We start from the raw sequence: 12,159 nt of genomic DNA on the forward strand, positions 1-12,159 counted from the left end.
GTAAAATCCTTTTAGTATTTTTATATATTAAATTATATACTATTTATATACATAAGTCAAACAGTCCTAACCTCTCCACTCAAAAGCTTCTGTAATAAACCTTTTTTAAGTGTTTCATACTTTTCTTTTTTAGCTCTAAGCACTTCTAACTTTTCATCAGCAGTTAATAATATGTCGGCTATTTGTTTTTGTTCTTTGAGGGGAGGAAAAGGAACTTTTATCTTTTCCAATCCAGAAGAATAAATATGAACAACTGAGCTACCTTGACCAAGTTTTCTTAATTGAAGTCTTACAAAAGTAGAATTTAATTGATATGCCATAAAAAGAGAATTGTAATCTATACTTTTAGATAAAATAACAGTATCCCCTCCAACATATGCTTCAAAATCATCTATAAAAGCAACAGATTTACCAATATCATCAAGAATTTCACCAGACCCTGCGAATAATATATCTCCATTAATTATTTTTTTGCTATTAAGTGCTGATTTTTTATTGATAAAAGATTTTATATTTTTTAATACAATATCATATTCAGTATATATCTCAGCATATCGCATACAAGGTACTCCATCTTTAATTACTTCGTTTTTAGATATACCTTTACCCTTTGAAAATGAACCAATCATCGATAAGGATTTAACTTCCCAACTCTCAGGAATCTTCCCAAGCTCACTATCCTTAAACTCACTATGTCCTATACCTTCACTTAATAGCTTTTGTAGTAGCCCTTTTTTAAGTGTTTGGGCTTTTTCTATCTGAGTAGCAATAGCATCTATCTTGTCATCAGCAGTTGATAAAATATCAGCTATTTTCTCTTGTTCTTTTAGTGGTGGAAGTGGGATTTTTAACTCTTTTATAATTCCTTGACTAATATTTGGTTGTCCTGCTCCCCGTCCTAAACCAATTAGAGTATCTTTAATAAAATAAAAATATTTCCAATAAAAAAATGGACTTGCTAATTTATTATCAAACATAATTGCACAACAAGCTTGGTTAGTGGCACATTCAGTTTTAAGATAAGCCGTTCTACCAATTGTTGCTCCATACATAGCAATTAATAAAGTGTCTATTGGAAATAATTTTGCTGAAGAATTATTAATAGCATCTTCTGTGATTTTTTCTTTTGTTCCATAGATATAACAATCTCTAAGTTCTCCTGTTTTCAACCAATTGATTGTTCCATTTGTAAAATATTCATTTTTACTTCGAGAGGGTGTTCCTCCACTTGTGATTTTTATTGTAATGTCATCTAAATAAACAACCTCCCACTCAACAGGAATAACTCCTATCTCACTATCCTTATAACCATCTTTTATCTTAGTCATTTTTCAGCTCTTTACTTCTAAAGTACTTTCTGCTATAATATCTATACAATTTTCCTTCGGGATCGTCCCTTCTTTTTTAGAGGGGCAAAAATCTTCTTCAAATATTAAATCATGTAATTTCTTTTTTAAACATCTAAAATCATTCTCATTTATTTTGCCTATTTTTTTGATAAATCTTTTAGAACTAAAAAGTTTATGTTGAACAAGCAATGCCGTACTTATCTTTTCATCTAAAAATTTAAACTGAAAGTAAAAACTCCCCTCTCTTAAAGTTGTTGAAAGTGGGATACCTAAAAACATATCGTTGGTGTATCTTTTTAAAACCAAAACAGGTCTTTGAAACTTATCGCCTTTTCCATTTTGTTCAAAACCAATATTTTCACCAATTTTTAACCAAAAAATATCTCTCTCTTTAAAATATACTTTTTTATCTATTTTTTGAGTATTTTGTTTGACATCATTCCAACTGTTTAATTTTAGAGATTTATCATACATATTAAAAACCCAAACTTTTTAAATAACCATTTAACTTACTATCTATCTCTTGTTCTTTTACTTCTAAATCACTAATATCTAGCATTGTAGATTTGATGTCAATAATAACCTCTTCATCACTTGTATCTATGTATCGTGAAATATTTAAGTTGTAATCGTTCTCTTTTATCTCACTCATATCGACAACTCTCATAAATTTATCTATTTCTGTAAGTCCATCATAGCCATCAACTATTTTTTTAATGTTCTCGTTTGTCAAAGTATTTTGATTTTTGCCACTTTTAAATTGGCTTGAAGCATCTATAAACACAACTCTGTTTTGTAGATTTTGAGCTTTGCTTTTGTTTATGATGATGATAGATGCAGGGATGCCAGTGTTGTAAAACAACTTTTCAGGAAGTCCAACAATAGCTTCTATAATGTCATCTTGAAGTAATCCCTCTCGTATTTTACCCTCAGTTCCACCACGAAATAAAATACCATGTGGCAATACAACACCCATTCGTCCATCATTTTTAAGAACACTTATCATATGCTGAACAAATGCTAAATCTCCATAACCTCTCGGTGGTATGCCATACTTAAATCTACCATACTCATCACAAACAACAGAGTTATACTTTGGTGCTATCTCTTTACCTTTGTCATCAGTTTTTACATCTATCTCAGCCCTTGCCCACCATTTTTTTAAGCTAAATGGCGGATTTGCGATTACACGGTCAAAGTTTCTTAGTTCGCTGTTTTGCTCATGCTTTGGATTTGCTAGAGTGTCACCCTTTTGTATATCAGCATCTTTAAAGCCATGCACAATCATATTTATCTTACAAATAGCCCAAGTTCCAAGGTTCTTCTCTTGACCATAAAGCTTGGCATCTACAAACTTACCAACAGTTCCACCATTAGCTTTAATGTACGAAGCACTTTGTATTAACATGCCGCCACTTCCACAAGTAGGGTCATAAACACTATTCCCAGCTTCTGGTTTTATGAGGCTTACAACAAGTTTCACTACCTCTTTTGGAGTGTAGAACTCTCCACCTTTTTTTCCACCATCATCAGCAAATTCACGGATTAGATACTCATAAGCCGACCCTAAAATATCTGGATTATCAAGATGTTCATTAGCAAGAGAGTATTTGTTGAAGTGTTGTAGTAGTCTTGAAAGTAAACTATCGGGAAGTTTCTCAGTATCTCCAAAATGAACAGCAGTCATAACACCCTCAAGTTGTGAGTTATTCTCTTCTATGAGTGAAAAAGCTTTGTCAAGTGCTTGACCAATGTTTTCAGTCTTTTTAGTTAGCTCAGACCAATAAGCATCACGAGGAATAAAAAATTGGTGATAATCTTCATCAAGGAGAGCAACTTTAAAACTTACACCATCATCTTTAACAGCTTGATTTGCTTCTTCTATAAACTGGTCATTTGCTCTTTTTAAAATAGTAATCCAAAGATATAGTTTTTAAAATCTGAACTATCAATATGCCCTCTCATTAAATCAGCACTATCCCATAGCCATCGTTCAAGTGTTTCAAGTGTGAGTTTGTTCATATTATTTAAATCCTATAAATTACGAGGTACCCCTTGAGGGTATAATTTGTTTATTATACTTCACAAACCTGAATTATTAAACTAATCATCTCTGTTTACCTAATCCAAATATTAGTATAGTATTATTTACAAAAATAATATGGAGAAAAAATGAAAAAAATTATCGTAGGGCTTATGATAGCCTTTTTGTTTATAGGTTGTGGTTCTAAAGGTTCAGAAGAAACAGTAGTGGTAGAGCCTAAACTTGTTGTTGGAAAAAGCTTAGATGCTATAGTAATTAATGACCAATTTGAAAAGCCTCAAACAATAGATGCTAATACAAAAAAAGTTATTTTTGCATTTTCAAAAGATGTTGCTCATACTTGTAATGACTACTTTGTAACACAAAAACCAACTTACTTGAGTGATAATAAAACTCAATTTATTGCAGATGTTAGTGCTGCTCCATCTTTAATTCGTAGTATGTTTATACTTCCCGGATTGAAAGATTTTAAACACACAGTTTTAATCTTAGATGATAAAAAAGCTGCTGCACCTTTTAGAAGCGGTGTTGATGTAGAAAAAATTGTTATAGTATATCTCGAAAATAAAACTATAACATCAATAAAAACAATAAACTCTGCTGATGAGTTAAAAAATATTATTCAAACAAACTAGCAAATTGAGGCATCTAGCCTCAATTTAAACTCTTTTTTTTTACTTTCCTATTTATTCCCTATTAAACTTATATATTTACTTGACATTAAAATAAAATTACCCTATTATTGCACTTAAGATTTAATCTATACTAAATCGATAGATAAACAAATTTGGAGTATTAGATGCATGAAAAGCCTTTTAGAAGTATTGTCAAGACTATCTCATGGAGAGCACTTGGAACAATAGACACTATGGTTATTTCTTACTTTATAACAGGTAATCTTAAAATGGCTGCATCTATTGGAGCGATTGAGCTTTTTACAAAAATGTTTCTTTACTATTTTCATGAAAGAGCTTGGAGTAAGTCATCTTTTGGCTTAATTAAAACTCCTCAAGACTACCAAATATAGGAAAATAAAATGGACACAACTAACTTAAATGAAAGATTTAAAAACTTATCACCTCAAGAGGTTTTAGAGTATTTTTTAAAAAAATACGGAACTAAAGCAGCATTATCAAGTAGTTTTGGTGCTGAAGACCAAGTTATAACAGATATGTTGCTTAAACTTGATAAAAAGGCAAATATATTTACACTAGATACTGGAAGACTTCATCCACAAACATATAGTGTGATGGATGCTACAAACCTAAAATATGGTGTAAAAGTTAATGTTTTTTTTCCTAAAACTGATGAAGTTCAAAAACTATACCAAGAACAAGGGGTAAATGGTTTTTATGAATCTATTGAAAATAGAAAGACATGTTGTTTTGTTAGAAAGATAGAGCCTCTTCAAAGAGCTTTAGGAGAATTATCTATTTGGATAACGGGACTTAGAGCTACTCAGAGTGTAACAAGAGAAGAACTTAAGGTTATTGAGTTTGATAAAGTAAACAAGGTTATAAAAGTAAATCCTCTACTTATGTGGAGTGAAGAAGATGTATGGTCATACATAAAAGAAAACAAAGTTCCATACAACTCACTTCATGACGAGGGCTTTCCAAGTATTGGTTGTGCTCCTTGTACAAGAGCCATTAAAGATGGAGATGATGTAAGAAGCGGTAGATGGTGGTGGGAAAACCCAGAGCATAAAGAGTGTGGACTGCACACAAAATAATAAGGAGAAAAAAATGATAAGCACCGAACGATTAACACATTTAAAACAACTAGAAGCTGAGTCTATGCACATCATGAGAGAAGTTATAGCAGAGTTTGAAAACCCTGCAATGCTTTACTCTGTTGGTAAAGATTCTGCAGTTATGTTGCACTTAGCTCAAAAAGCTTTTTTTCCTGCAAAATTACCATTTCCCCTACTTCATGTAGATACTAGATGGAAATTTAAAGAGATGATAGCTTTTCGTGATGAGATGGCTAAAAAACTCGGGTTTGAACTTTTAGTTCATACAAATCCAGATGGTATAGAACAAGATATAGGACCATTTACTCATGGTAGTGCAGTTCATACTGATATTATGAAAACACAAGGTTTAAAACAAGCACTTAACAAGTATAAGTTTGACGCTGTTTTTGGTGGAGCAAGAAGAGATGAAGAAAAATCTCGTGCAAAAGAGAGAATCTATTCTTTTCGTGATGAAAAACATAGATGGGATCCAAAAAATCAAAGACCAGAACTTTGGAATATATACAATTCAAGAGTAAAAAAAGGTGAAAGTATTCGAGTATTTCCACTTTCAAACTGGACGGAACTTGATATTTGGCAATATATTTATCTTGAAGGGATTCCTATTGTTCCTCTTTACTTAGCTAAAAAAAGACCAGTTGTCGTGAGAGATGGTGTCAAAATTTTAGTTGATGATGATAGATTACCATTAAAAGAAGGTGAAGTACCAACTATGGAGAGTGTAAGATTTAGAACACTTGGTTGTTACCCTCTAACTGGTGCCGTAGAGTCAGAGGCAACAACACTTCCTGAAATCATTCAAGAGATGCTACTAACAAAAACAAGTGAGCGTCAAGGTAGAGTCATAGATAATGACTCTGCAGGCTCAATGGAAAAGAAAAAAATAGAGGGATACTTTTAAGATGTCAATATTAGATAAAAAAATAGCTGATGATATACAGAGTTATTTAAAAGAACATGAAAACAAACAGCTACTAAGATTTATAACTTGTGGTAGTGTTGATGATGGAAAAAGCACTCTTATTGGAAGACTTTTACATGATTCTAAGATGATTTTTGAAGATCAACTTGCAGCTATTAAAAATGATAGTAAAAAAAGTGGTACTACTGGAGAAAAGTTTGACTTATCTCTTTTAGTAGATGGGTTACAAAGTGAAAGAGAGCAAGGGATAACTATTGATGTTGCTTACAGATACTTTGCAACTGATAAAAGAAAGTTTATCATTGCAGATACTCCCGGACATGAGCAGTACACTAGAAATATGGCGACAGGTGCTTCAACAGCAGACTTAGCGATAATACTAATAGATGCTAGATATGGAGTTCAAACACAGACAAAAAGACACTCTTTTATAACAAAAATGTTAGGTATTAAGCACTTAATCATTGCAGTTAATAAAATGGACTTAGTTGATTTTTCACAGCAAAGATACGAAGAGATTACTGCTGAGTATTTAGATTTTGCTAAAGAGTTAGGATTAACTTCTGACCTTACTTTTATACCGCTATCTGCACTAGATGGAGACAATGTTGTAAATAGAAGTTCTAAATCACCTTGGTATAAGGGTGAGACTTTGATGAATACAATAGAGAACATTGAAATTTCATCAGACAGAGATTTAACTCACTTTAGAATGCCTGTTCAGTATGTAAATAGACCAAACCTTGATTTTAGAGGTTTTTGTGGGACTATTTCAGCAGGAATCATAAGTGTTGGAGATTCTATAACTGTTTTACCTTCTGGTAAAAGTTCAACTGTTAAAGAGATTGTAACTTACGATGGAAATTTAGAACATGCTTATGCTCAGCAGGCTATTACTATTACTCTAAATGATGAGATAGATATTTCTCGTGGAGATATTTTAGTAAAAAGTGATGAACAACCTGATATAGCGAGTGACTTTGATGTAAACATAGTTTGGATGGATGAGCAACCTTTAACTAAAGGCAAGCAATACTTTATAAAAAGAGCTTCAACTGTAACAACAGGGACTATAGAATCTTTTTATCATAAAACTGATGTAAATACACTGGAGCAACAAAGTGCAAACCTACTCAACTTAAATGAGATTGGTCATGCAAAACTATCTTTAAATCAAAAGATAGCCTTTGATGCGTATGACCATATAAAAGCGATGGGTTCTTTTATCATCATAGATAGAATCACAAACAATACAGTTGGTGCTGGAATGATTATTAAAAAGTCTGATACTAACACTAAGGCATCTATACATGAGCATTCAGAGTTTGAAGTTGAATTTAACGCTCTTGTTAGAAAGCACTTTCCTCACTGGGAAGCTAAAGAAATTTTGTAGGAAATGAAATGACAAAAATTATGAAAAAAGAGAACCCTGCACAAAGAGTTGAGCGCATAAAAAAAGAAAAAAGTGGGATAGATGTACTTAAAGATATACATGAATATGCCATACATAACAAAGAGATAGACCCAGAAGATATAGATAGGTTTAAGTGGTATGGACTCTATACTCAAAATAAAAACTTACAAGCTGATGATGATGAGACTCTGTACTTTATGTTAAGAGTAAAACTTGTTCTTGGTTCTATAAACATAGAACAGATGCGAGTTTTAGCTGATATTTCAAAAGAGTTTGCGAGAGAAACTGCAAACATTACAACTAGACAAGCTGTACAGTTTCACTTTATACAAGTTCGCGATTTACCTGAAATATTTTTCAGATTAAAAAGTGTTGGACTTAGCACACTTTTTGCAGCAGGTGATGTTCCTAGAAATATCACTACTTGTCCAGTTTCTAGCATCGATAAGAGTGAGATTTATGATGTTAGTGCATTGGCGTTAGAGTTAAATGCATATCTTGATGGAAATAAAGAGTTAGTTAATCTTCCTAGAAAATATAAGGTTGGAATAAGTGGCTGTTCTAAACACTGTATGGGACATGAGATACAAGACTTGTCTTTTACAGCAGTAAAAAGTGCAAATGGTGAAGTTCTTTTTGATGTAAGTGTTGGTGGAGGTTTAGCATCTGCTAAACAGTTTGCTTTGCATCTAGGCTATGTAAAAGATAAACAAATTTTAGATGTTTTAAAAGCTGTTAGCATTATTTATAGAGATGAAGGACTTAGAGAGAGTAGAAGAAAAGCTAGACTTGGTCATCTTATAAATAAATGGGGGATTCATAAGTTTAAAGATGAAGTGCAAAGAAGTCTTGGTTTTAACTTTATAAGTGATTTGATTGGGGAATATACTCCATACAGCAAGAGAGAACATTTTGGCATCCATGAATCTAAGCAAGATGGCAAGTCATATATCGGTTGTGCTGTAAACGGTGGTTTTATTGGTTCTCTTGGACTTTCTTCTTTAGCTGATGTTTTACAAAAGCATGGAGCAACAACTATTAGAACAACAACTACACAAAATATTGTAATAGTTGATGCACCAAGTGAAAATGCAGAGGATTTAGCAAAAGAGTTACTAGACATAAACATAGATGCTAATCCAAACCCATTTAAAGCAAGAACCCTATCTTGTACTGGTTCAAAGTATTGTAAATTTGGAGTGACTGAAACAAAAGATAAGGCTATTGAACTTGCAGAGTATTTAAATAGCGAGTTTCCTGACTTTAACGAGAAAGTATCTCTATCTTTAAACGGTTGTCCAAATTCGTGTGGGCATCCAGACATTGTAGATATCGGTCTAGTTGGAACGAAGTTTAAAAATAAAAATGGAGAAACTATCACAGGATTCGAGTTAGTTTTAGGTGGGAACTTAGAGGGAAATAAATCAACATTAGGAAAGAAGATGAAGTTAAAAATTGCACCACAAGATGTAAATCATACAGTTGCAAATATAATTGATGCATATATAAAAAGTTCTAAAAAATATTTAGGATTGTTTTTAAAAGATTTAATAGAAGGAGATGAGTTCACAGTTTATTCCATAGTAAATCGATAGAGTTACTTGACATTATATTTTTAATTCGATATAATTTTTTCAGTTATTTAAAGATAAAGGTTTAGAAGTGGCAATAGTATCAACCAAAGGCATCTATGGTTTAACAGCGATGGTTATTTTAGCAAAAGAAAATGAACAGAAGTTATTACAAATCAAAGAGATTGCAAGTAAGGGCGATATACCGCAAAACTACCTCGAACAGATACTTGTTACTTTGAAAAAAAGTGGCATAGTTGAGAGTATTCGAGGTGCTAGTGGTGGATATAGACTATCTAAAAATGCCAACAACATATCTGTTTTTGAAATTCTAAACTCATTAGAGAGTAGTTTCGCACAAACAGATACTAAAACTAAAAACTCTCTTCTTCAACCATTTTGGGATGATTCTCAAAAAAAATAGAAGAGATTTTTTTACTTACACTGAATGAACTAGATGAATTTTTACAAAAAAATTCTGAAAATTTCACATATTATATTTAAGGATTTAAAATGAATATTGCAAAAGATGTAACTGAGTTAATTGGAAATACGCCATTAGTTAAAATAAACAAACTATCAGACACAACAGGTGCTACAATCTTGGGTAAATGTGAATTTTTAAACCCATCTTCTTCTGTTAAAGATAGAATTGCCTTAGCCATGATAAATGCAGGTATAGAAAATGGAGATATAAAAGAAGGTACTCTAATCATAGAGCCAACAAGTGGAAATACAGGTATAGGACTAGCTACTGTATGTGCAGCGAAAGGTCTTAAACTTCTTTTAACGATGCCAGAATCTATGAGTCTTGAAAGACGACAACTACTTAGTGCTTTAGGAGCAAACTTAGACTTAACTCCAGCAGCAAAAGGTATGAAAGGCGCGATAGATAGAGCGACAGAGTTAAACGAAACTAAACAAAACACTTTTATGCCCCAACAGTTTAACAATCCAGCAAACCCTAAGATGCATAGAGAAACAACAGCTTTAGAGATTTTAAAAGATACTGATGGAAAAGTTGATATCTTAGTTGCAGCAGTTGGAACTGGTGGATCTATGACAGGTATTGGTGAAGTATTAAAAGAACATAATCCAGAGATTCAAGTTATTGCAGTTGAACCATCAACTTCACCTGTAATATCAGGAGAAAATCCTGGACCACATAAGATACAAGGTATAGGTGCAGGATTTATTCCAAGCATTTTAAATACAGAGATTATTGATGAAATTATAAAAGTAGATGATGACGATGCTTTTAGCACATCAAGAGAACTGGCTAAAACAGATGGATTACTTGTAGGTATCTCATCTGGTGCAAATATTTGGGCTGCTACGCAAGTAGCATCTAGAGCTGAAAACAAAGGAAAAGTAATAGTTACTATTCTTTGTGACACAGGTGAAAGATATTTAAGCACGAGCCTCTATTCATAAAAAGAGAGTTAACACAAGATATGCAAGAAAACAAAGATATATTTAGACCCTTTGTAAATGAGGAAACTTCTTTTGAAGATATTTCAAAAGATATAATTGGAAAAAACAAAGAAAACTATTTTGACTACACAGCCTCAGGTCTTGCATACTCTCCCATAGAGGAGAGAATACAAGAAGTTCTAACAACTTACGCAAATACTCACTCTGAATTTGCAAGTGATGCAAGAACTACATCTTTTTACTACGACATAGCAAGAGAAAATCTTAAAAAACATCTAGCTCTCCAAAATGATTTTGTACTTTTACCTTGTGGAAATGGTGCAACAGGAGCTATTAAAAAGTTTCAAGAACTTCTTGGCATCTATGTGCCACCAGCAACTAAAACAAGATTTAAACTAGACTTCAAGAAGATGCATGCTCCTCTTATAATCGTTGGTCCGTTTGAGCATCACTCTAATGAGATAAGTTATAGAGAAGCTATGTGTGACACGATAAGAATACCACTTGACACAACAGGAAATGTGGATTTAGAATATCTGAAAAAAACTCTAGAAAAAAATTCCCATAGAGAAATTATAGGAGCTTTTTCAACTGCATCTAATGTAACGGGAATAGTTCCACCATATCAAAAAATATCTGCACTTCTTAGAGAGTATAACGCGATTATTGCTTTTGATAGTGCAGCATCTTCACCATGTTTAAATGTTGAGTCTAATCTTTTTGATGCTCTTTTCTTGTCTCCGCATAAACTTCTAGGAGGGCCGGGAACTTGTGGTCTTTTAGCTATACGAAAATCTTTGATAAATGAGAAAGAATCCCCTACTTTTGCAGGTGGTGGAACTGTGGCTTATGTATCAAAAGATGAGCATATTTTTAACAGTGATATAGAGATAAGAGAAGATGCTGGAACTCCAGCAATTTTACAACTCATAAAAGCTTCTTTTGCTTACCAGTTGAGAAATGAGATAGGGATAAAACGCATTCAAATTAGGAAAGTTGAACTATTTGAAATACTTAAAAAAGAACTTTTAAAAATAGAAGGCTGTACTATCTATGGTCAAAATGAGAACCACAGAAGTGTTGGCATCTTAGCTATAAACTTTAAAGGCATAGTCCCTTTTGAGTTATGCGAACTACTATCTCACGACTTTGGCATCCAAACAAGAGCAGGATGTAGCTGTGCGGGTCCATACGGACATGACTTATTTGGCATCTCACCAGAAGATTCAAATAACATAAGACCAAGTTGGTTGAGAATTAGCGTGAACTATACACATTCACAAGAAAGTATAAAGCATCTACTATCTTCTTTGAAAAAAGCCTTAGTTCAACTAAAAAAATAACCTTTTGCTTATGCTACATCTAGACTTAATAGTAAAAATGGGTGCTTACTTTTCTACTTTTTCTTATAATTCACTAAATAATAATCGACTAAATTCAACTTCATACTTTTACTCAATCCACGATGTAAACTAATCATATTTTTCATGTGAGAGAATACTCCACCTTCGAGTATAATGAACCCCTAAAATCAAACCAGTAAACTTGGTTTAATGAAAAATACGGGAGTCTAAAAAGTACTTGAAAGTATGCCATTAAACACCAAACCTAATAAAATATATTTTATTGATTATACTGTTTGAAGCTGAATGTGAAGTCCCCACAAAAC

General features: G+C 32.6%; 12 protein-coding genes and 1 pseudogene. 9 read left to right on the forward strand and 4 right to left on the reverse strand.

The window, feature by feature from the left end:
• Window positions 1-56: 56 nt before the first annotated feature.
• The 4 genes and pseudogenes from MOV50_RS00465 to MOV50_RS13470 form a co-directional block, all read right to left on the reverse strand.
• Window positions 57-1,328, reverse strand: a complete 1,272-nt coding sequence (locus tag MOV50_RS00465) for a restriction endonuclease subunit S (protein WP_321778487.1) — start codon at window positions 1,326-1,328, stop codon at window positions 57-59.
• 3 nt (window positions 1,329-1,331) lie between these two features.
• Entirely contained in the window at window positions 1,332-1,823 is a 492-nt protein-coding gene (locus MOV50_RS00470) for a type II toxin-antitoxin system PemK/MazF family toxin (RefSeq protein ID WP_321778488.1), read from the reverse strand.
• A gap of 1 nt (window position 1,824) precedes the next feature.
• Window positions 1,825-3,036 carry a type I restriction-modification system subunit M gene (locus tag MOV50_RS00475; protein WP_415846390.1) on the reverse strand — a complete coding sequence of 404 codons (1,212 nt, stop codon included), beginning with the start codon at window positions 3,034-3,036 and terminating at the stop codon, window positions 1,825-1,827.
• Window positions 3,025-3,371 (reverse strand): annotated as a pseudogene (locus tag MOV50_RS13470) (type I restriction-modification system subunit M N-terminal domain-containing protein); the annotation flags it as partial. The gene MOV50_RS00475 and the pseudogene MOV50_RS13470, both read right to left, overlap by 12 nt.
• 150 nt (window positions 3,372-3,521) lie before the next feature.
• Here MOV50_RS13470 and MOV50_RS00485 point away from each other — a divergent pair.
• From MOV50_RS00485 to MOV50_RS00525, 9 genes are all read left to right on the forward strand, one after another.
• A complete protein-coding gene (locus MOV50_RS00485; protein WP_321778490.1) occupies window positions 3,522-4,028 on the forward strand; it encodes a hypothetical protein in 507 nt (168 codons plus the stop codon).
• A 164-nt stretch (window positions 4,029-4,192) separates the two neighbouring features.
• Window positions 4,193-4,420 (forward strand): DUF2061 domain-containing protein, encoded by a 228-nt coding sequence (locus MOV50_RS00490; RefSeq protein WP_321778491.1) that lies wholly within the window; start codon window positions 4,193-4,195, stop codon window positions 4,418-4,420.
• A gap of 9 nt (window positions 4,421-4,429) precedes the next feature.
• A complete protein-coding gene (locus MOV50_RS00495) occupies window positions 4,430-5,125 on the forward strand; it encodes a phosphoadenylyl-sulfate reductase (RefSeq protein WP_321778492.1) in 696 nt (231 codons plus the stop codon).
• A gap of 13 nt (window positions 5,126-5,138) precedes the next feature.
• Window positions 5,139-6,050 (forward strand): sulfate adenylyltransferase subunit CysD, encoded by a 912-nt coding sequence (cysD, locus tag MOV50_RS00500; RefSeq protein WP_321778493.1) that lies wholly within the window; start codon window positions 5,139-5,141, stop codon window positions 6,048-6,050.
• 1 nt (window position 6,051) lies between these two features.
• Window positions 6,052-7,464: a sulfate adenylyltransferase subunit CysN gene (cysN, locus tag MOV50_RS00505; protein ID WP_321778494.1), complete on the forward strand. Its 1,413-nt coding sequence runs from the start codon at window positions 6,052-6,054 to the stop codon at window positions 7,462-7,464.
• Between the two features lie 8 nt (window positions 7,465-7,472).
• Complete coding sequence (locus tag MOV50_RS00510; protein ID WP_321778495.1) at window positions 7,473-9,080, forward strand: nitrite/sulfite reductase; 1,608 nt, start codon at window positions 7,473-7,475, stop codon at window positions 9,078-9,080.
• Between the two features lie 67 nt (window positions 9,081-9,147).
• Window positions 9,148-9,480 (forward strand): Rrf2 family transcriptional regulator, encoded by a 333-nt coding sequence (locus MOV50_RS00515; RefSeq protein ID WP_321778496.1) that lies wholly within the window; start codon window positions 9,148-9,150, stop codon window positions 9,478-9,480.
• 89 nt (window positions 9,481-9,569) lie between these two features.
• On the forward strand, window positions 9,570-10,490 hold the full coding sequence (gene cysK, locus MOV50_RS00520) for a cysteine synthase A (protein ID WP_321778497.1): 921 nt from the start codon (window positions 9,570-9,572) through the stop codon (window positions 10,488-10,490).
• 20 nt (window positions 10,491-10,510) lie between these two features.
• Window positions 10,511-11,833, forward strand: coding sequence for an aminotransferase class V-fold PLP-dependent enzyme (locus tag MOV50_RS00525; protein ID WP_321778498.1), 1,323 nt, complete (start codon window positions 10,511-10,513; stop codon window positions 11,831-11,833).
• Window positions 11,834-12,159: the final 326 nt, after the last annotated feature.

Source organism: Sulfurimonas sp. (assembly GCF_029027585.1).
Classification (GTDB): Bacteria; Campylobacterota; Campylobacteria; order Campylobacterales; family Sulfurimonadaceae; genus Sulfurimonas.

Bases quoted from the DNA above. Each gene is read 5' to 3' on its own strand.
- MOV50_RS00465 (WP_321778487.1), bottom strand. From the start codon at position 1,328: ATGACTAAGATAAAAGATGGTTATAAGGATAGTGAGATAGGAGTTATT.
- MOV50_RS00470 (WP_321778488.1), bottom strand. From the start codon at position 1,823: ATGTATGATAAATCTCTAAAATTAAACAGTTGGAATGATGTCAAACAA.
- MOV50_RS00475 (WP_415846390.1), bottom strand. From the start codon at position 3,036: ATGACTGCTGTTCATTTTGGAGATACTGAGAAACTTCCCGATAGTTTA.
- MOV50_RS00485 (WP_321778490.1), top strand. From the start codon at position 3,522: ATGAAAAAAATTATCGTAGGGCTTATGATAGCCTTTTTGTTTATAGGT.
- MOV50_RS00490 (WP_321778491.1), top strand. From the start codon at position 4,193: ATGCATGAAAAGCCTTTTAGAAGTATTGTCAAGACTATCTCATGGAGA.
- MOV50_RS00495 (WP_321778492.1), top strand. From the start codon at position 4,430: ATGGACACAACTAACTTAAATGAAAGATTTAAAAACTTATCACCTCAA.
- cysD (WP_321778493.1), top strand. From the start codon at position 5,139: ATGATAAGCACCGAACGATTAACACATTTAAAACAACTAGAAGCTGAG.
- cysN (WP_321778494.1), top strand. From the start codon at position 6,052: ATGTCAATATTAGATAAAAAAATAGCTGATGATATACAGAGTTATTTA.
- MOV50_RS00510 (WP_321778495.1), top strand. From the start codon at position 7,473: ATGACAAAAATTATGAAAAAAGAGAACCCTGCACAAAGAGTTGAGCGC.
- cysK (WP_321778497.1), top strand. From the start codon at position 9,570: ATGAATATTGCAAAAGATGTAACTGAGTTAATTGGAAATACGCCATTA.
- MOV50_RS00525 (WP_321778498.1), top strand. From the start codon at position 10,511: ATGCAAGAAAACAAAGATATATTTAGACCCTTTGTAAATGAGGAAACT.